Raw genomic sequence first — 18,952 nt, forward strand, 5'->3', positions numbered from 1 at the left:
GCGAGCTTGTCCGGCCCGCCTCCGCCGTCCTGGGCAACGGCGCCCTCACGGTCGCCGGCCCGGCCTCCACCACCTATGCCGGCGCCATCCTGGAGACCGCCAGCCCCACCAGCCTGACCCAGGCCGGCACCGGCACGCTCACGCTCACCGGCACCGGTCGCTTCTCCGGCCCGACCACGATCCAGGCCGGCACGCTCGCGCTCAACGGCCTCTGGGCCTCGCCCGTGACGGTGGCCGCCGCCGGCACCCTGCGCGGCATCGGCACGATCGCCGCCCCGGTCACGGTGGCCGGCGCCCTGCGGCCGGGCAACTCCCCCGGCACCCTCACGGTGCTCGGCCCGGTGGCCTTCGCCCCCGGCAGCCGCCTCGGCCTCGACATCGACGGACCCGGCACCGGCACGGGTGCCGGAAGCTACGCCCGACTCCTGGCGCTGGGGGCCACCGGCACGGTGTCGGCGGGGGGCACCCTCGTGCCGGAGCTGCGCGGCCTCACCGGCAACGCCACCAACGGCTTCACCCCGGCCCTCGGCCAGCGCTTCGGCGTGCTCACCGCTCAAGGGGGGCTGTCGGGCTCGTTCACCGGCCTCGCCCAGCCGACGACGGGGCTTCCGGCCGGCACGCGCTTCGACGCCCTCTACGCCGCCACCGGCCTCGACCTCGTGGTCACGCCGGCGGCCTACGGCAACCTCGCCGGGCTGGGCCTCCCCCAGACCGGCAACGCCCAGGCCGTGGGCGCGGCGCTGGACGTCGCCCGCCCGGCCGCCGGCACCCGGCCGGACGCGGCCCGGGCGCGAGTCTACGATCCGCTCTACGCGGCCAACCCGGCCACCCTGCCGGGCGGCCTGGCCAGCCTGTCGGGCCAGAGCTACGGCGACGCGGTGATGACCGATCTCTCCGCGCGCCGGCTGATCGCCGACGCGATCGACCGGCACCAGCGCGGGCTGGGCGGCGGGACGGCGGCGTTCGGCGCGGGCGATCCGGGCCTGGGCCCGAACCGCACGGCGCTGCAGGTGCGCGGCGCCGCCGGGGTGCCGGACCAGCCGCTGGCGGTGGGCGAGGGCCGGGTCTGGGCGGACGCGCTGTACGGGTTCGGCGACCGGGCCGGCGATCGGGCGGCCTCGGGCGCCGGTTACGGCGCGGGCGGCCTGCTCGTGGGCGTCGACCGGCAGGTTGGGGCGGAGACGCAGGTGGGCGGGGCGTTCAGCTACCTGCGCGAGACCGGCACGTCGCGGGGGGCGGGGCTCGGCCGGTTCACCACGGACAGCTACGGCGGCAGCCTGTACGCGCAGACGCGTCTGGGGCCGGTGGTGCTGCGCGGGACGGCGGGGGTGTCGTACGCGGACGGGCGGATCGACCGGACGGTGGCCCTGGGCACGGCGGTGTCGCAGGCGAGCGGTCTGGCCTCGGGCTGGAACGGCGGGGTGGCGGGCTTTGCCGGGTACGCGCTGGCCGTGGATCTGCCGGTCGAGGTCGTGCCGGAGGTGGGGTTCAGCTACGACCGGCTGACGCGCGGCCGGGTGGCCGAGCGGGGCGGCCTGGTGGGCCAGGGGTTCGGGGGCCAGGGGTTGGGCGGCCAGGGATTCGCGGTGGCCGATCTCGACGCGGCGCGCAGCCTCGTGGGCGGCCGCGTGGCGAGCGTGGCCTTCGCGGGCGTGCCGGACCTGCGGCTGGAGGGTCGGGCCTATTGGGCGCACGAGCTGGCCGACACTTACGCGGTGGTCCGCTCCGGCCTGTTCGGGGCGCAGTTTGCCGCCCGCAGCAGCGCCCTCGGCCGGGACGGGGCGGTCCTGGGGGTGAGCCTGACCGGGCCGGTGGCGGACGGCGTGCGGTTGACCCTGGGCTACACCGGTGACGTGCGTCCGGGCGCCACCGCCCAGGTCTTCGCCGCAGGCCTCCAGGCCGCATGGTGAGGCACGCCGACCGCACGCAGGCCGGCGCCGTGCTCCGGAGGGAGGCATGCAGGACCGCAGAGAATCGGGCGATCCGTCGATCGAGGCCGAGCCGGCATCGCGCCGGCCCGGCCGGTTGCGGCGGCTGGTCGATCTGCTCGAAGGGATCGAGCTGCTGGTCCAGGCGGTTCGGCTGGTCGGATGGCTCCTGAGAGGATTGTGGCTGGCCGCCGGGGCCCTCGTGCGCGCCTTCGGGGATCGATGAGCCGCACGGCGGCCCCACCATCCCCTGCCGATGCATGGCCGCTCCGTCCGAAGCCCGTCTCGTGTCGTTCGGGACAGTAACGGCGCTCCGATGCAGAGCGGCGCGCAGGCGGAGATGTTTCACGGGAAACACCCGCCCGATTGGCCAAAGCCCCGACAACCGGGTCCGGCGCGGACGCGGGACCCGGTGCCTCAGCCGAACAGCGCGCGCGCCACGATCTGCGGGTCGAGAGGTTTCTGGCAGAGGGCCACGGCTCCGTGGAGGGACGGCACCGCGACCGGATCGTAACCGGTCGCGAACAGGAACGGCACACCCCGCGCGTACAGCGCGTCGGCGACGGGGTAGACGAGCTCGTCCTGCAGGTTGATGTCGAGCACCGCGGCGTCGATCGCGGCCGTGCGGGCGATCAGCGCCAGCGCCTCGCCGACACTGGGCACCGGTCCCAGCACCTCGGCACCGCCCGCCTCGAAGCCGGATTTGAGATCGATGGCGATGAAGTAGTCATCCTCGACCAGCAGGACCCGCCTGCCGGCCAGCGGGCGTGGAGTCGGGGTCATGCGGGGCTGCCTGCGGCTTCTCCGTCGGGGAGGGGAATGTTGATCGCGCAATAGAGCGCGGTGTCGCCGAGTTCGTAGCTGGTGGTCGCCTTGAGGGCATAGGGGAGGGCGTGCTCGATCAGTTCCCGCCCGTATCCGCCCCGCGGCGGCGCGTCCGCCGAATCCGGTCGACGGACGAGACCGTCCTCCACCCATTCCACCAGCAGCCGGCCGCCGCCATCGTCCGCCCGGTAGGTCCGCCACGTCACCGTCAGGCGCCCCTCCTCGCTGGTGAGCGCGCCGTATTTCAGCGCGTTGGTGGCGAGTTCGTGCAGGGCCAGCGCGAAGGTCTGCACCGTCGCCTTGCGCAGCCGCACCACGGGGCCGTGGAGCCGGATGCGCCCCTGCATGGCCGGAGCGTCGAGGGCGGCGAGTTCCGTCTCGATCAGGGCGCGGAGCGTGATCGGCTCCTGATCCGAGCGGGAGAGGAGGCCCTGGACCCGGGAGAGGGCGGACAGGCGGTCGTTGAAGCGCTCCCGGAACGTCTCGCCGGGCCCGGTCTGAGCCATCGTCTGCTGGGCGATGGAGCGCACGACGCCGAGCAGGTTCCGGGTCCGGTGCTGCAGCTCGGCGACCATGACCTGTTGCCGCTCCTGAAACTGGCGCAGATCGTCGATGTCGGTCGAGGTTCCGAGCCACTCGACGATCCGGCCCTGCGCGTCGCGGACCGGGGCGGCCCGGGTCTGGAACCAGCAGAAGCGCTGCTCGGCCGCGTTGCGGAGCCGGTGCTCGAAGGAGAGGTGGCCGCTCACCGGAGCCTCGCGCCAAGCGGTCTCGGCCGCCGCGTAATCGTCCGCATGGACCGCGTCCAGCCAGCCCCAGCCCCGGCTCGTCGCCTCGGTCTGACCCGTATAGGCGTGCCATTGCGGGCTGGACCAGATGCAGGCACCGTCGATCGCGGCGCGCCAGACGAGCTGCGGGATGCCCTGGGCGAGGGTGCGGAACAGCTCCTCGCTCTCCCGCAGGCGGCGCTCGGCCAACACCCGCTCGGTGCTTTCGACCACGATGGCGATGACCCCGGCGGGCCGACCATCCGCGCCGAAGACCGGCGAGTAGTCGAGGTTCATCCAGACCGGCTCGGGCTGGCCGTAGCGGTGCAGGGTCAGTTCCTGGTCCTTGTAGGAGAGCGTCCCGCCGGCCAGTCCGACACGCATCACGTTGTCGTTGAAATCGACGATCTCGGGCCAGCCCTCGCGCACCTTGGAGCCGAGGAGCTTGGGATGGCGCGCCCCCGCGAAGACGGAATAGGCATCGTTGTAGATCATGATGCCGTCTTCGCCCCACAGCAGCACGATCGGCACCGGCGATTGCAGCAGGGTGCTGACCGTGAAGATCAGGCTCTGGGGCCAATCCGCCAGGGGCCCCAGCGGCGTCTGCGTCCAATCATAGGTCCGGACCAGGTCTGCGAGTTCGCTGCAGCCGGCCGAGAAGATGCAGGCCTCGCTCATGCGGTGACCGACTGAAGAGGCTCCAGCCCGGGCGAGCGCCGCGGGACTGGAGCGGGGACCGTTCCGCGACCGGCCCGGGGGCGGCCCGTCGTGCAGATCACGACCAGGTACTACACAGCCCCGGGGCTTGATAGGGGCGCCCTCATCGTCGAAGCGGCCATCGGCTCCGGGTCTTGCGACCATCCGACGGGTCCGGAAAGCCGGATGTCGCGACATCGCATCGGTCTTCACGCCACCACGCCACAGCGCGCTCCACGAGCGCCACGGCGGATGTCCGCGGCCCTGTCGGATCCGACAGGACGAATGCAGGGACGAACCGCCGGTGACGTGCCCTAGCGGCGGCCCGCCGGCTCCGGAAAGCGCCGGGCGAACCAGTCGCGCAGGAGCTGGCGCTCGTAATACAGGCTGCCGATGGAGAAGCGCGGGTTGGACGTCAGCAGGAAGTTGATATCCGTCACCGTGTCCTCGCCCTGCGCGACGATTCGGCCGCCGCGGTGCAGGACATAGGCGAAGCGGATCCGTGGCGGCGTCGCATCCGTCACGACCCGCAGGCCCGTCGGCGTCGCGAAGCCGGGGCGCTCGAAGCCGGCGAGATCGACATCGAGGACGATGATGTCGAGGCGCTCATCCGGGCGGAGCCGCGCCGTGCCGAGATCCCGGAAGATCCGGGTCAGCTCGGCGAGGGTGACCCGGAGCGGCTGCCCGGAGCCGAACCGGTTCTCGGCATCGGTGAACCGGTCCGGATCGGCATAGCGCACATGGACCTGTGCCTGGACGATCGGAGCCTCTGCGACCTGAGCCTGGACGACCTGAGCCTGGACTTGGGCGGCGGCTGGTCCGGCCAGGGGCAGCAGAACCGTGACCGCGAACCCGGCCCAGCCGCCGGCGAGACGCCTGCACATGTCGAACTCCTCCCCGAACCGCTTCCCGACGGCGCGGCGTGGGCCTGCGGGGTGGGACCACCCGAGCGGAGCCACAGAGCCCACGCTCATCCCCGACGGCCGGCTGCGACCGAATGGCCCTGACCCGTTCATAGTCTCGCCGTGTTCCGGGCGCCTCGTACCACTCCCGGCCCGAGGGGCGAGCCGGTCATGGGAGTCCGACGCGCATGATGAACTCTGTTCTGGCGCTTCTTACCGTCGTGGCGGTTTTGGTGGTCACGGCGCTGATCAAGCTGCCACTGCTGCCGTTCCGCCTCCTGGGCCGTCTCCTGCGCAGCCGCCCGGCGACCGCCTGATCGAGCCGCTCAGGTGGCCGTGTCGATGCAGAATTCCATCCCGCGACCCGGCCCCTGATCGGAATAATCGACGAGCGCCAGTCCGCGCTCGGCCAGGGTCGCCTCCACGGTGTCCCGCTCCTTGCGCACCATCTGGCCGACCGCCAGAGGGGTCAGCCGCGGACTCGCGCGCCGCACCTGATCGACCCCGATGCTCGCCGGCAGGCCCGCTCCTTCGGCGATCCGGGCCAGGGCGAGCCCCAGATCCCGCGCCTTGGTCTCCGCGGCGGATTTCGGCTTGTAGGCCATCTGCTTCTCCTTCTCGGCGGCCGCCCGCCTCAGGCGGCCCGCGTGTCGACGTTCACGTCGGGAAAGGCCCGGATCCAGACGCGCCGCCCCTTGGCGTCGTAGACCTCGACCTGCCAGCCCGACCAATCGAACCGCTCCACGACCCGCTCCATCAGAGCGAGGGCGACGCGCTCGGCATGGGCCCGCATCGGCGCCCCGTCGGGCAACCGGCTGCCGCACAGGTCGGTCACCAGCTCGTGGCCGTCCGTACAATGGAAACGGTACAGCCGCGTCGGCCTTGAGGCTCTCTCGATCAATCCACAGGGCTCCACCGCGATCCGAGACAGGACGCGTCGGCGGTTGAAACTGCCGATCCGAAGCGCTCTGTTCATGACCTGTTCTATAAAGATTCGAAGCGCAATGCACCCTGGTCCCGAGACGAGACCTGCGGAGATTCGTCTCAGGGAGGCCGAGACGATCGCCTTTGCCGATCGCCTTTGCCGATCACCGGGCGGCGAAGGGCGATGGCGCAGCGCCTCGACCGGCAAGACGGCTGATCGCCTGGGATTATGCCGTGGCCGGACGGAGGCGGACGATATCCCCGCGGCTGCCCCCGGCCGGTCCGTCGCCGTGACGGACGATTGACGATCCCGGCTCCGTCGGGGGGAACGGGACGCGGCGCCGTCCGGCGACGTCACGCCCGCGGGGGATCAGCGCTTCGCGCCGCCGCGACGGGCCATGGCGCCGGGCTGGCCCAGGCCGATCGCCTTGGCGAGGGCGGAGCGCTGCTCGGCATAGCCCGGGGCGACCATCGGGTAGTCGGCCGGAAGGCCGTAGCGGTCCCGGTAGCTGCGCGGATCGAGGCCGTGGCTGGCCAAGTGGCGCTTCAGCGTCTTGTAGGTCTTGCCGTCGATGAAGCTGACGATCCCGTCCTGCCGGACCGACTTGCGGACCTGGGCCGCGCCCGGCTTCTCGATCTCGGCCTGGGGCGCCGCCCCGGATTCCGGCGTCAGGGTCCCGGCGACGAGCCCGCTGACCGCGCCATGCACCCGCGCGATCAGGGCCGGCAACTCCGAGGCCGGAACCGGATTGTTCGACACGTAGGCCGCAACAAGCTCGGCCGTTATAACGGCCAAGGTGTTGGAGGCTTCATCGAAGGTCTCGTTCATGTGCAGATTTCCAAATAGCGGTTTACGTTCAGATCGTTTGGGCTCAACAAGGGTTTAAACAAGGTAAAAATCGAACGAAGACTCATCGAATAGATTCCGATTTTCTCGTGCCCTACGGCCTCCGAGAGGCGATGGCGCCGCGTCGGTCACCGGGATCGCGTGACGACCCGTCTCGTGCCACCGAAGATCGTCCGGGATCATGGACACCCGGGTGGCGGCCAGATTCGGCACCCGTGCGGCGCAGCCGCCCGCTTGCCGGAACCGGCAATGGCACCGCGAACAGGCGCGTCGCCAACGCGACGGTCGGCGGTGGGCCGGCGCGACGGCCCCGGACCGTGCCGGCGATCGCCGTCAGGCGCTCCAGGTTGGCATGCCGCGCAGCGGCTCGGGCGGCCGGGTGTCCTGGCCGCCGCTTTCGGGAGCTTCGTCGGACCCGGGATCCGCAGGGCCGCGAACGCGGGACCGCTGCCGAGAGCCGCAGGATCGGACGCTTTCGCCGGGCCGGCCGAACGGTCCGGCGCACGCGTTCCGAACGCTTCGCGGGCGGCCTCGAGATCCTGTGCCTTGCGTTCCTCCCGGCCAGCCCGGCGGATCCTCCCGGAGGATCGCGTGGGCGGTCCGGTCGGAGGTCACCCGGATCCCGCTCAGCGTCGACCCATCGTCCGGGCCAGGGCGCGGCCGAGGCTCATCAACAATCCGTCGGCCGCGAGGCGGAGTTCCGCCGCCGCATCCTCGCCGAGCGCCTGCCTGAGCGCGATGGCCAGATCGGCCGCACGGCTCAAGGGGTCGTCCGGCGCCGCCGCGCTGGTGAAGATGTAGCGGTCGCCGCCTTCCCGGAGTTCCGTGATGTCGATGATGATGCCACGCGCCCGGACCGGCCGCCCCGCGGAATCCGGGACGGTCCGTCCGCGGCTGATCAGCCAGTGCTCGGCTCCGCCCTGCACGACGCGGTACTCGGCCAGCACCAGACCACCCGACCGCACGGCCCGCTGGACCTGGTCCAGCAGCCACGCACGGTCGTCCGGATGGACGGCGGCCAGCGCGTCGGCGCCGCTGATCTCCGTACCGGCGAGGGCCGGATCGCCGGTGAGCAACCGGGCCGCCCCGGCATCATAGACTATGGTGCCGCGGCGGATGTCCCAATCCCAGGCGCCGACCACGCCGGATGCATCGAGGGCGGCCTGCAACCGGTCGAACGGCGTATTGAATCCGTCGGTCGCGTCGATCGGCGTCCTCGAAATCTCACTCATGACGCGAATCCCGGCCGCACAACCGGGATGATCTGGCATAGAAATGTGCCTCTTTGCCAGAATCTCGACGGAGATTTCATCAGCGGGTCCGGTCGATCAGGATCGGCACGCCGGGCGGCCCGTCATGCCGCATCATTTCCGCTGGGCGGTGGGGTTGGGTGTCGACGACGTATCCGGCGCGACGGCCGGATTGACGGGCGTGACCGTCGACCACGTGGCCGCGATCGCCACAATGGCGAGCAGCAGGGCGACGAAGATGCCGATGAGGGTGAGGCGCTTCATGAGGCGGGTCTGGGACTTCCGTGCAGGGCGATGAAGGCGGGGAACGGCCTGAGCGGCCGATCGATCCCGCCGGCACGCAGGATCCGAACGGCCGGCACCGACCGTCACGGCCCGCTCGGACGGATCCGATCCAAGGCCGCCGCCGCGTGCCGGGCCAGACCCTCGAGCCGGCGAACGGTCCCGTCGTCGGGGATGACGGAGGCGCACCAATAGGCGCTGAGGGCGGCGACCGGCTCGGGGGAGCCGATCGGAACCACCACGAGACTGCGCATCGAGGTCAGTCGGTAGGCCGCGATCGGCACCCGGGGATCGCACTCGATGTCCGGCACGACGATGGTCGCGCCATCGAGCATGGCCCGTCCCGAAACGCAGTCGGTCAACGGAAACCGGCGGCCGCGCCACAACGGCTCGATGGCGTCCTCGGCGGCGTAGAATGAGGCGTCGCCCTCGCGCAGCACCACGGCAATCCCATCGGAGCCGGCGATCTCCCGGGCCGTCTCCCGCAGGATCGTCACGATGTCCTCGAGGAAGCGGGCGGTCGCCAGCCGGCACGAGGCCCAAACCAGACCGGCGTCGGAATCCAGGGGACGTTCAGCCATCTGGGACGCGTCGTGGAAGCAGGCCGATCGATCCATGAAGCGCCCTCCGCGACGTCGCCTCGGGGTCGCCTCGGGCGTCTTCTTCGGTTGAAGCCTCACTGCGCGCGACGGCGCGGACAACAACTTGGATCAAGCGTTTCGCCGAAGCGGTTCGGCGTGATCGGATCGCCCGCGCGTGGCGAGACGCGGAGAGATGAGCGGGCGACGCCCGACATATTGGTCATCGCGGCGGGGCGACGCGGCAGATGTCACGAAATAGTTCCCGATCCTTCGATCACGACGCCGAGATGATGTGCTCCAGCGCACCTTCCGGTCCACCGCCTCCGGACCCCCGCCGACGCTGTTGCAACAATGCACTATCGCGTCCGCACATCCTGACGTCCTGTCCGCCCCGCACACATCCCGCCTAACGGGAGACAGAGGACCAGATGATCAAGAAGCTTCTTCTCGCGAGCGCCGCCACGGCCCTCCTGACCGGTGCCGCCTCGGCTGCCGACCTGCCGCGCCGCGCCGCCCCGCCGCCGATCTTCACCCCCGTCCCGGTCTTCACCTGGACCGGCGCCTACTTCGGTATCAACGCCGGCTACGCTTTCGACGCCAGCGACCGCAACACCGGCAACACCTTCGCCGTGCCGTTCCCCTACGCCGCCCCCGGCACCGTCGCCTCCTTCCGCAACCGCAGCCAGGACGGCTTCTCCGGCGGTGGCCAGATCGGCTACAACTGGCAGCTGACCCCCGGCTCCGGCGTCGTGTTCGGTATCGAGGCGGACGCCCAGTACCTCGACTTCGGCCGTAACCGGAACAACGCCTTCGTCGCCGGCGCGCTGGCCCCCGGCTACTACGTCACCGACCCGCGCGGCCTCTCCAGCCTCGACTTCTTCGGCACCGTCCGCGGCCGCCTCGGCTACGCCTTCGACCGCACCCTCGTGTACGGCACCGGCGGCTTCGCCTACGGCTCCGGCAGCGCCGACCGCTCCTTCGGCGGCTACGCCGGCAACGACAGCTTCCGCACCGGCTGGGCCGTCGGCGGCGGCGTCGAGTACGCGCTCCCCACCGACTCCTTCCTGAACTTCTTCCGCTCCTCGGCCGTGACGCTCAAGGTCGAAGGCCTGTACGTCAACCTCGACCGCAACACCCGCAACCAGGGCGCGTTCGTCATCAACGCCGCCAACAACTTCCCCGTCGTCTACAGCGGCATCGGCCGCCGTTCCGACGAGTTCGCCGTCGTCCGCGCCGGCCTGAACTACAAGTTCGGCTCCTACTAAGACCGCGCCGCGGCGGTCGGATCCCGACCGCCGCGCCAAGCCGAGCTCGCAAGGGGCCGCGTCCGAACGGACGCGGCCCCTTCGGCGTTGAGGGCCGCCCCGACGCGACCCGGCGCCGCCTCAGTAGCCCTTCCAGAGGCCGGGGGTGGCCAGCTCAAGCAGGTGCCCGTCCGGGTCGCGGAAGTAGACGCTGACGCCGCCCCTCGGCCAGCGGGTGCGCCCCTCGACGGCCACGCCGGAGGCCGCGAGATGCTCCTCCCAGGACGCGAGGACGTCCGCGTCGATCGAGAACGCGACATGGGCCGGGCCGCGGCCGTCATGCGGCGGGATGAGTCCGCCCGGCGTCTCGATAGGCTGCAGGGACCCGCCCTCCGGGAAAAGCAGGAGGACGCCGCGGCCGCCGACGTCGAAGGCCCGCATGCGGAAATCCGTGAAGAGGCAGGGCAATCCCATCGTGTCGCGGTAGAAGGCTTCGGCGCGGTCGAGATCCGCGACGTACAGCGCCGTCTCCAGGATGGCGTTGAGATTGGGCACGGCGATCTCCTGACGGCATCTCGGTCACGGGCGGCCCGGCCGCCGGGCTCGATCGTCCGGCGAAGATGTCCGCGACGCCGCGCGAGCCGCGCGAGCCGCCGGCGACCGCGCCGGCGGTCACCATCGGCAGAGCCTCGCGGTCGATCCGCCTCGGCCTGACGCGTCGGCTCCGCCCGAACGGCGTCCTGCAAGGCGTCGTCCAACGTCATGGGTCCGGCTCCCGGTCATCGGTGCGCCCGGCCGGCGGGCCCCGATCCGGTCCGGATCGGCCCCGTGCCGGGCGATGGCGGCACCAGGGCCAACCGGCCGGTCCCAGACTCGGTTCGCCGCCGCGCCGGGCTCAGACGGTCGACGGGCGCGGCGTACCCCGGTCGGGACGCGGGGCACGGCCCGGCACCAGTGACAGGGCGGCCGAGAGCAAGGCGAAGGCCACCAGGGGCAGAAGGCTCAGGGTGAAGCTGCCGGTCCCGTCCTTGATCGCGCCGATCAGGTAGGGGCCCAGGAAGCCGCCGAGATTTCCGACCGCGTTGATCGCCGCGATGCTCGCCGCCGCCGTGGCGGGCGGCATCTGCTCGGTCGCGAGCGCCCAGAACGGCCCCTTGAGCATGTAGACGCCGACCGCCGCGACCGTCAGCGCCGCCACGACCGGGCCGAGCCCCGAGAGGACCGTCCCGCCCGCGAGCCCCAGCGCCAGGACCAGGAACGAGAGCGCGAGGTGCCAGCGCCGCTCGGCGGTCCGGTCGCTGTGCCGGCCCCAGAGGACCATGGCCAAGGACGCGAATCCGTACGGGATGCTGTTCAGGAGCCCGGTCTCGACATTGCCGAGGCCGAAGCTCTTGACGATCTGCGGCGTCCAGAACGACAGCCCGTAGCTGCTCGCCGTCGAGCCGAAATAGATCGCCGCGAAGAGGGCGAGCCGCCGGTCGCGCAGGATCTCCCAGAGCGGCGGCTTCGCGGGCGCGCCGCGGCGGGTGTTGCGCGCCGCCTCGGACCGGAGCTGCCGCTCCAGCCAGTCCCGCTCGGCCGCCGGCAGCCACGCCGCCTCCCGCGGCCCGTCCGGCAGGAACCACAGGACCGCGACGGCCAGGACCACCGCCGGCAGGCCCTCGAGGATGAACAGCCACTGCCAGCCGGCGAGGCCGAACCCCGTCACGTTGAGCAGCGCGCCGGAGATCGGCGAGCCGAGGAAGGACGAGATCGGGATCGAGATCATGAAGATCCCGATGATCCGCGCCCGGTAGGCGGAGGGGAACCAGTAGGTGAGGTAGAGGATCACGCCGGGGAAGAAGCCGGCCTCGGCGAGCCCCAGCAGGAAGCGCAGGGCGATGAACGACCACGGCCCCTGCACCAGCGCCATGGCGGCGGAGATCAGGCCCCAGGTGGCCATGATCCGGGCGATCCACAGCCGCGCCCCGAAGCGCTCCAGCATCAGGTTGCTGGGGATCTCCATCAGGAAATAGCCGAGGAAGAAGATCCCGGCGCCCCAGCCGAACACGGTCGCCGACAGGCCGACATCGTGGTTCATCTGGATCGCCGCGAAGCCGACATTCACGCGGTCCAGGAAGGACACGAAGTAGGCGAGGATCAGGAACGGCACGAGCCGCCAGCCGATCCTGCGCATCGCCGAGCGTTCCAGGGCGGCGTCGTCCATGGCCTATCCTCGCGCGTGTCGTGGGCTCGGGCCGGGCCCCCGGGGTCCGGATCGATCCAGGTCACGGCTCCAGGTCACGGCTCCAGATCACGGCCGGGCCCGCACGGGGCTCGACGTCGCCGCGGGGGCCCCCGTGAGCGGCGGGCCGGGCGTCTCGTCTCGGGCTTCCTCGCGGGCCGGTCATCTCTGGTTGTGACCTGTGCCAACCTCAGCTTAACCCGCGGCCGCCGCGGCTGGGAAGCGCCATCGGGCTTCAACGGATCGGATCTGTCGAAGCCCGACGGCGTATGCGTCCGCCAGGCTGCCGGCCGCGATCGCCTGCAGGCGCGCGCGCCGGGCTGCCGCACCTGCGGGGCGCGAAGCGCCATCCGGCGGCCATCCAGGCCGCGCGACGCTCGGTGACGTCCCGCGATTCCGGGTTGCCGGCGCCGCTCGCCGGGACGGAGACACGGCGGGCGGCTCCCGACGCCGGGGCCTCGGTCTGGTTCGGAGCGACCGCCGTGCCGCAGGTCCGGGTCGGGACGGCGGTCCGCCGCCCGTCACCCCTTCTTCACGTTCCAGAACATCGGCACGCCGTCGAGCACGCCGGTCAGGGACGGCTTGTACGAGGTCTGGTTGAAGTATTGCCCGAGGGGCAGGTAGGGCAGGTCGGTGAAGGCCTGCCGCTGAAGGGCGCCCGCGAGCTGCTTGCGCGCGGCGGTGTCCGGGGCGTCCAGCCACTGGTCCCGCAGCGCCTCGATCTTCTCGCTGGTGGGCCAGCCGATCGCGGCGCTCTGGCCGGTCCCGCGCAGGAAGGCGCTGACCGCCGGGTTGGCCTGGTCGAGCCCCGCCCAGAAAGTGCAGAAGGCGCTCCAGCCGCCCTGGGCGATCGGGTCCTTCTTGGCGCGCCGCTGCACCACCGAGCCCCAGTCCATGACCTGATAGTCGACGTTGAAGCCGGCGCGCGTGAGCATGTCGGCCGCCACGTCGGCGAGCGCCTTGAGGCTGGGGAAGTCCGAGGCGCCCATCAGCACCACCTTCTCGCCCTTGTAGCCCGCCGCCGCCAGCGCCGTCTTGGCCGCCTCGTAGTCGCGCTTGCTCGTGAGGACATCGAGGCCGACATCGCTCGCCATCGGCAGGCCGGGGCAGAAGAACCCGGTGGGCACGTGAATCAGCTTGGGATCGGTACCGGTCACCGCCTGCATGAAGTCGGTCTGGTCGACGACCTTCAGCAGCACCTGCCGGATGGCCGGGTTGTCGAAGGGCGGCTGAAGCTGGTTCATCCGCAGGCAGCCGATCAGGCCGGTCGGGTCGGTGATCCGCGTCGTGAGCCCGCCCAGGGTCGGAACGAGATCGGCCGGCGGCTGCTCCCACCAATCCATCTCGCCGGTCTGCATGGCCGAGGCGGCGGTGGCCTGGTCGGGAATGACGTGCCACTCGACCCGGTCGACGAAGACGCGCTTCGGACCCGAGGTCCATTGCGGCTCGCCGCCCTCGCGGGGGACGTAGCCGGCAAAGCGCTCGTAGACCACCCGGGCGCCGACGACGCGCTCGTCCGCCTTGAAGCGGAAGGGGCCGCTGCCGACCATCTCGGTCACCTGCGTGAACGGGTCGGTCTTGGCGAGCCGCTCCGGCATGATGGCGCAGATCGAGGATCCGACCTTACCGAGGGCCTCCGGCAGGAGTGCGAAGGGCTTTTTCAGCCGGAACTGGATCGTCCGGTCATCGGGGGCCGAGAGTTCGTCCGTGTAGGCCATGAGCGTCTGGCCCATGGCGTCGCGCTTGCCCCAGCGGGCGATGCTCGCCACGCAGTCGCGGGCGAGCACGGGGCTGCCGTCGTGGAAGGTCAGCCCGGGCCGCAGGGTCAGGCGCCAGAGCTTGTCGTCGTTCTCCACCGTGTGGCCCGCCACCATCTGCGGCTGAGCGGCATAGCGCGCATCGGTGCCGTAGAGCGTGTCGAACACGGCGAGCCCGTGATTGCGGGTCACGTAGGCGGTCGTCCAGATCGGATCGAGCACCGTAAGGTCGGCCTGCGGGATGAATTTGAGCGTCCGCGCGGCACTGCCCTGCGCCAAGGCCGGGGCCGCGAGGGCGGCGCCCGACAGGGCCATGAAGGATCGTCTGTTCAGCATGCCGACTCGCCCGAGCGTTGCAACCCGGCAAAGGTTAGCACGTGGCGGGCCAAGCACGTCACGGGCGAAGCGGATCAGGGGCGAAGCGCGTCACGGGTGAGCCGATGCGCGTCGCTCCGCGAGATTCTGCACGAGGTCCAGGAGACGATGGCGAAGCTCGGGATCCTCGATCCGCCGGAAGGCGGACAGGAGAGCCTCCGCCTCGTCGGCGCGCCGTTCGGCACTGCCATCCTCCCGTTCGGCGGCGCGCGGGCCGTACAAGGTGGCTGCCGGAATCGCCAGGGCTTCGGCGATCCGCTGCAGGAGCCGCCCCGTCGCCGATTCGGGCGGACGGGCCCGGTGATCGAACGGGTTGTCCTCCGGCGCCGCATCCCCGGAGGATCCGCCCGGATCAGGTGCTTTGGGTCCCATCGGCGGTCAAGCTTCGGCACGCAGGCTGGCGGGAGCATTCATAATACAGAAGAATGCCGACACGCGAGTGCCCAGCAAGCAACAGTTGCATAATTGCGCTAAGAATCCCTTGAGGTTGTGACAGACATCCTAATAAGAGGTGATCGGGGACGAATACGAACACCGCCATGCCCAAGACTAAGCCGCACGCCGGTCGGAACCGTTCCAGGGCGTTCCCGATCGCGGGCGAGACCGCGGACATGATCGGACACTGGGACTGGGATGCCGCCACGGACCGCGTACGGGTCGATGCCTTCGCGGCTCGCCTCTTCACGGTCGATCCGGCCGAGGCCGAAGCGGGTCTCCCGCTGGCGTTCTACGACGGGATCACCCATCCCGACGACCGCGAACGGGTCATCGGCCTGATCCGCCGCAGCGCCGCGGAGGGGAGCCCGTACATCGCCGAGTACCGGGTGATCTCCATCGACGGCCGGACGCACTGGGTTCTAGCCCGCGGCCGCATCTTCGGCGACCATACGGGCCGGCCGGCCGGCGGTCGCGGAATCCTGGTGGACGTCACGCGGCTGCGCGCGAGCGAGGGCCTCTCCGATGAGGTCACGCCCGGTGCCAGGGAGACGCCGCTGGACCGGGCGGTCGAGCATGCCATCGCCGCGCAGGACGCGATCGTCGCCGCCGGGGATCCGGTGCTGAAGGCCCAGGCGGACGCGCTGCTGATGGCGCTGGGACGGCGGCTGGCACAGCGGCACATGGTGGAGCAGCGACGGCGCCTGAACTGACGTCGGCGATCGATCGCCGATCATCACGCGCGACGATCGGCCATGAGCAAGTTCTCGCCGAGGTGATGACTTTGTCGGCGACGATCCAGGGCGCCCTGCAGGCTGCCGAAGGCGTCGCGTCCGGCACCGCCGCGGTGACGATCACGGACGGCAGCGTCCGGGTGCGGGCGCCGGCCGAACTCCGCGCCGGCGCAGGCCGCCCGATCCGGAAGGACCCTGGTCCTCGCCGCCGCCGCTCCCGCACGCGGGCCGGCCGGGTGGCGCCCGTCCTGCGGCAGCACGCAACACCTTCCTGAATGGCCCCGGTGAACACGACTTCCATTTCTCGGCTCACCGCTTGGATATGACGGCAGCCGATTTCAACTACAAAGAAATTTGATCAGTACGCGCCCGTCTTTCTGGACAACGGCCGAGATCAGGCTTAACCTGGATATGTTCGTGCCGCCGATGTGCGGGCTCGAATGCTTCCAAGGATCGTCTTACATGAAGCGCCGCAGCGCGCGACCGTTCATGGTCGAAGTCAAGCAGACCCGTCCGGCCCGCACATCGCTGACTGCCACTGAAGCGCGCTCCCGCCCGGACAAGACTCTATGGCCGGAACTGGCGCAGGCCGCGATGGAGCCGCCGGCATCCGTGCCTCAGGCGGCGCCGGCCCCACGCCCGGAACGGAAGGCGCCGGAGACACCGGCTCGCCGGGTTCTGCCGAGCCTCGTCCCCATGTTCGAGATTCCGGACGAGCCGGTGGCCGAACCGGCGGACGAGGCCGTGCCGGCACCTCGGGTGCGGCGGCCGCGCCGTACCCGGGCTCCCGCGTCCGAGCAGGACATCGCCCCCCAGGTGCAGGCGGCATTGCCGCGTCCGGCCGCAGAGCCGCCCCTGCCCGTCGCGGAGGCGCCCCCCCTGGCGGCCGCGTCCGGTCAAGGTCCGTCGCCGCGATCGACGGCCGGGCGGCGAACGAAGGACCTGCGGCTCGGGGAACGCTGGAAGCGGCGCCTTCCGCCGGCCCTGCGCTGACCCAGGCTGCGCTGACCGGTCCTGGCGCCTTCGCCCGGATCCGTCAGGGACTGCACGGTCTGAAGGTCTCGAGTCATCCGCGCAGACAGGCTTCGCAAGCCGGCCCGGCGCCCTCGGCCGGCGGGCTCCATCCGGTCCAAAACCGGCTCGATCCGTCAGCCCCGGGAGCGGCACGCCGGGCGGCTCGTCCCGCGTCCCGGCAATCCGGCGCTTGGCGGTGTCCCATTGGAACGCCGCCTGTCCAACCCGATGGATCCGGCGGGGGCGCAGACGGTCAAGCCGCCTGCCGCTCCGGCACCAGTCCCGCGGCCAGGCGCGAGTTGCGGTAGCGCGCATCGCCGGTGACCTCGCCCTCGACCCAGGGGGGCAGCACCACCGGCTGGTCCTCGCGCTCCAGCTCGATCTCGGCCAGGATCAGGCCCGAGAGCCCCCCGCCGAACACGTCGACGTCCCACGTCGCTCCGGCATGGACGACCCGGTAGCGGGTCTTCTCCAGCCGCCGGTCGGGCGGCACCGTGGCGAGGAGCGCCGCGCCGTCCTCGGGCGGGATGGCGAATTCGATCTCGTCCCGGCAGGCGCCCCGGCGCGGGCTCTTCCACGTGATGAGCGTGCGCGCCCCGGCGCGGCGGATCCGGATCGTGTTGGCGGCGTCGGTGAAGAGATAGCCCTGAACGAAGTGCGTCCCCTCCCGGCACAGTGCCAGAACCGACGGGTTCGCGATGAACTTGCGCTCGATCTCGACCGGCATACCGTGCCTCGTGGACATTTGACGCAGGAGCTTTCGCGGAGGAGCCGGCCCGAGACAAGCGGGCTGCCGGGGATGAGCACAGCGCTGCGGGCATGGCTCGGTGCCGATTCGCACGGGCTGAATTGGGATCGTATTAAACTTATGTAAAAGCGCGAGGAGTCTTGGCCTTGCAAAAGCAACATCAGAAACCCCGCCCCCCAACTTCCCCGAGGTCGGCGCTGAAGACGTCATCCAAGCGGCCGAACCTGAAGAAGCTGCTCCGGAAGGCGCATGTCAAACCGCTGAAGCCGCTCAAGCAGGTGGCGGCCCTGCCGTTCCGCGTCGACGCGGAGGGCCGGATCGAGATCCTGCTGATCACCTCGCGGGATACGGGCCGCTGGATCATTCCGAAGGGCTGGCCGATGTCCGGCCGGAAGGCCCATCAGGCGGCCGAACGGGAGGCCTTCGAGGAGGCGGGTCTCAAAGGGCAGATCGCGGCGAGCCCGGTCGGTCGGTACCACTATCAGAAGCGCTTCGATCACGGCCGGGCGTTCCCCTGCATGGTCCGCGTCTACCCGCTGCGGGTCGAAGCCCAGCATGCGCGCTGGCCGGAGCAGGATCAGCGCACGCTGCGATGGTTCCCCCCCGAAGAGGCGGCGCGCCTCGTCCACGAGGACGAACTCCAGGAGCTGCTGGCGGACTTCGCGGTGCGGCCGGTTGAAAGCCACGGTTGAAGGCCGGCGCGGCCCGTTCGTCGCCGCGACCCGGGCGAGGCTATAGGGCAAAGAGGCTGCGCTGAAGGGGTGGGACAATCGCGCCGGAAACGCCCGCCTGCGGGTGCCGGGCCGTCCGCGACCGCAGCTTATGCAACTTCTGATTAGTATCCGCAGGTTACGGTTCCGGCCATCGCAGATGGGCGGGGCACCTCGATGTATCGCGCTTTCGCTTGCCTGACCGAGGAACACACCGCCTGGGTGGTGGCGCTGGCGGCCTGCATCTGCTGGATCTCCTGCGCGGTCGCCCTCAAGCTCGAGCAGCGCGTCCAGGCCCACAGGCACGGGCCGATCTGGCTCCTGGCCTCGGGCTTCTCGATCGGAGCCGGAATCTGGAGCACGCACTTCATCGGCATGCTCGGCTACGATCCCGGGGTGGTGCTCGGCTACGAGCCGCGCACGACCCTGCTCTCCCTCTTGGTCGCCATCGCGGCCGCCACCGCGGCCTTCCTGCTCGCCCGGGCCACGCCGTCGCGCTGGGCGGGGGCCGGGGCCGGCCTGGTGCTGGGGATCGGCATCGCCGGCATGCATTTCCTCGGCATCGCCGGCGTGCGGCTGCCCGGGCATTTCACCTGGGACCCGGCCCTGGCCGTCACGGCGATCGCGGCGGGCTGCCTGCTCTCGGCGGTGGGGATGGCCATCCATGTCGGGCCCGCCGGCCCGCGGGCCCGGTTCGCGGCCGCGACCG

The 18,952-nt window shown here is 71.1% G+C and carries 23 protein-coding genes; 9 read left to right on the forward strand and 14 right to left on the reverse strand.

Translation table 11 applies throughout. The features are described 5' to 3' along the window. On the forward strand, positions 1–1,910 hold a 1,910-nt coding region (locus I53_RS06365), incomplete at its 5' end, for an autotransporter outer membrane beta-barrel domain-containing protein (RefSeq protein WP_043348018.1). Between the two features lie 46 nt (positions 1,911–1,956). Continuing rightward, positions 1,957–2,154, forward strand: a complete 198-nt coding sequence (locus I53_RS06370; protein ID WP_043348020.1) for a hypothetical protein — start codon at positions 1,957–1,959, stop codon at positions 2,152–2,154. A 191-nt stretch (positions 2,155–2,345) separates the two neighbouring features. Here I53_RS06370 and I53_RS06375 read toward each other — a convergent pair whose 3' ends face one another. The 3 genes from I53_RS06375 to I53_RS06385 form a co-directional block, all read right to left on the reverse strand. Beyond that, the gene (locus I53_RS06375; protein ID WP_043348024.1) at positions 2,346–2,711 is read right to left on the reverse strand and encodes a response regulator; all 366 of its coding nucleotides are present in this window, start codon (positions 2,709–2,711) and stop codon (positions 2,346–2,348) included. Beyond that, complete coding sequence (locus I53_RS06380) at positions 2,708–4,198, reverse strand: sensor histidine kinase (protein WP_043348026.1); 1,491 nt, start codon at positions 4,196–4,198, stop codon at positions 2,708–2,710. Before I53_RS06380 ends, I53_RS06375 begins: the two co-directional genes overlap by 4 nt. A gap of 332 nt (positions 4,199–4,530) precedes the next feature. Continuing rightward, entirely contained in the window at positions 4,531–5,100 is a 570-nt protein-coding gene (locus I53_RS06385) for a DUF3016 domain-containing protein (RefSeq protein ID WP_043348029.1), read from the reverse strand. Positions 5,101–5,306: 206 nt separating this feature from the next. Here I53_RS06385 and I53_RS35705 point away from each other — a divergent pair, with 206 nt between their 5' ends. After that, the gene (locus I53_RS35705) at positions 5,307–5,435 is read left to right on the forward strand and encodes a hypothetical protein (RefSeq protein ID WP_257787387.1); all 129 of its coding nucleotides are present in this window, start codon (positions 5,307–5,309) and stop codon (positions 5,433–5,435) included. Between the two features lie 9 nt (positions 5,436–5,444). On the opposite strand, the gene I53_RS06390 is transcribed toward I53_RS35705, so the two are convergent. The 6 genes from I53_RS06390 to I53_RS06410 all read right to left on the reverse strand — a co-directional run bounded on the left by I53_RS06390 (position 5,445) and on the right by I53_RS06410 (position 9,002). Next, the gene (locus I53_RS06390; protein ID WP_043348032.1) at positions 5,445–5,723 is read right to left on the reverse strand and encodes a hypothetical protein; all 279 of its coding nucleotides are present in this window, start codon (positions 5,721–5,723) and stop codon (positions 5,445–5,447) included. 29 nt (positions 5,724–5,752) lie between these two features. Next, the gene (locus tag I53_RS06395; RefSeq protein ID WP_244538979.1) at positions 5,753–6,094 is read right to left on the reverse strand and encodes a hypothetical protein; all 342 of its coding nucleotides are present in this window, start codon (positions 6,092–6,094) and stop codon (positions 5,753–5,755) included. Between the two features lie 318 nt (positions 6,095–6,412). Beyond that, the gene (locus tag I53_RS06400) at positions 6,413–6,871 is read right to left on the reverse strand and encodes a MucR family transcriptional regulator (protein WP_043348035.1); all 459 of its coding nucleotides are present in this window, start codon (positions 6,869–6,871) and stop codon (positions 6,413–6,415) included. A 644-nt stretch (positions 6,872–7,515) separates the two neighbouring features. Further along, the gene (locus I53_RS06405) at positions 7,516–8,121 is read right to left on the reverse strand and encodes a PAS domain-containing protein (RefSeq protein ID WP_043348037.1); all 606 of its coding nucleotides are present in this window, start codon (positions 8,119–8,121) and stop codon (positions 7,516–7,518) included. 132 nt (positions 8,122–8,253) lie between these two features. Continuing rightward, on the reverse strand, positions 8,254–8,403 hold the full coding sequence (locus I53_RS33745; RefSeq protein WP_164706361.1) for a hypothetical protein: 150 nt from the start codon (positions 8,401–8,403) through the stop codon (positions 8,254–8,256). 104 nt (positions 8,404–8,507) lie between these two features. Further along, positions 8,508–9,002, reverse strand: a complete 495-nt coding sequence (locus I53_RS06410; protein WP_043348067.1) for a GAF domain-containing protein — start codon at positions 9,000–9,002, stop codon at positions 8,508–8,510. A gap of 428 nt (positions 9,003–9,430) precedes the next feature. On the opposite strand from I53_RS06410, the gene I53_RS06415 reads away from it, so the two are divergent. Then, positions 9,431–10,267 (forward strand): porin family protein, encoded by an 837-nt coding sequence (locus tag I53_RS06415; RefSeq protein WP_083935987.1) that lies wholly within the window; start codon positions 9,431–9,433, stop codon positions 10,265–10,267. Between the two features lie 120 nt (positions 10,268–10,387). On the opposite strand, the gene I53_RS06420 is transcribed toward I53_RS06415, so the two are convergent. The 4 genes from I53_RS06420 to I53_RS06435 all read right to left on the reverse strand — a co-directional run bounded on the left by I53_RS06420 (position 10,388) and on the right by I53_RS06435 (position 14,974). Further along, positions 10,388–10,801 (reverse strand): VOC family protein, encoded by a 414-nt coding sequence (locus I53_RS06420; protein ID WP_043348040.1) that lies wholly within the window; start codon positions 10,799–10,801, stop codon positions 10,388–10,390. Between the two features lie 340 nt (positions 10,802–11,141). Then, entirely contained in the window at positions 11,142–12,452 is a 1,311-nt protein-coding gene (locus I53_RS06425) for an MFS transporter (protein WP_043348042.1), read from the reverse strand. A 539-nt stretch (positions 12,453–12,991) separates the two neighbouring features. Further along, positions 12,992–14,563, reverse strand: coding sequence for an ABC transporter substrate-binding protein (locus I53_RS06430; protein WP_043348046.1), 1,572 nt, complete (start codon positions 14,561–14,563; stop codon positions 12,992–12,994). 90 nt (positions 14,564–14,653) lie between these two features. Continuing rightward, positions 14,654–14,974, reverse strand: coding sequence for a hypothetical protein (locus I53_RS06435; RefSeq protein ID WP_043348049.1), 321 nt, complete (start codon positions 14,972–14,974; stop codon positions 14,654–14,656). 167 nt (positions 14,975–15,141) lie between these two features. Between I53_RS06435 and I53_RS06440 the strand changes: the two genes are divergently transcribed. From I53_RS06440 to I53_RS06450, 3 genes are all read left to right on the forward strand, one after another. Continuing rightward, on the forward strand, positions 15,142–15,750 hold the full coding sequence (locus tag I53_RS06440) for a PAS domain-containing protein (RefSeq protein WP_043348053.1): 609 nt from the start codon (positions 15,142–15,144) through the stop codon (positions 15,748–15,750). 62 nt (positions 15,751–15,812) lie between these two features. Next, positions 15,813–16,046 (forward strand): hypothetical protein, encoded by a 234-nt coding sequence (locus I53_RS06445; RefSeq protein WP_148291078.1) that lies wholly within the window; start codon positions 15,813–15,815, stop codon positions 16,044–16,046. Positions 16,047–16,233: 187 nt separating this feature from the next. Further along, on the forward strand, positions 16,234–16,764 hold the full coding sequence (locus I53_RS06450; protein ID WP_043348072.1) for a hypothetical protein: 531 nt from the start codon (positions 16,234–16,236) through the stop codon (positions 16,762–16,764). Between the two features lie 274 nt (positions 16,765–17,038). On the opposite strand, the gene I53_RS06455 is transcribed toward I53_RS06450, so the two are convergent. Beyond that, on the reverse strand, positions 17,039–17,512 hold the full coding sequence (locus tag I53_RS06455; RefSeq protein WP_043348059.1) for a CYTH domain-containing protein: 474 nt from the start codon (positions 17,510–17,512) through the stop codon (positions 17,039–17,041). A gap of 245 nt (positions 17,513–17,757) precedes the next feature. On the opposite strand from I53_RS06455, the gene I53_RS06460 reads away from it, so the two are divergent. Both I53_RS06460 and I53_RS06465 read left to right on the forward strand, forming a co-directional pair. Next, positions 17,758–18,225, forward strand: a complete 468-nt coding sequence (locus I53_RS06460; RefSeq protein ID WP_051044698.1) for an NUDIX hydrolase — start codon at positions 17,758–17,760, stop codon at positions 18,223–18,225. Positions 18,226–18,420: 195 nt separating this feature from the next. Next, positions 18,421–18,952, forward strand: a 532-nt coding sequence (locus I53_RS06465) for an MHYT domain-containing protein (RefSeq protein WP_043348062.1), incomplete at its 3' end; no start/stop codon positions are given.

Origin of the sequence: Methylobacterium sp. B1 (assembly GCF_000333255.1) — a bacterium.
Lineage (GTDB): Bacteria > Pseudomonadota > Alphaproteobacteria > Rhizobiales > Beijerinckiaceae > Methylobacterium > Methylobacterium fujisawaense.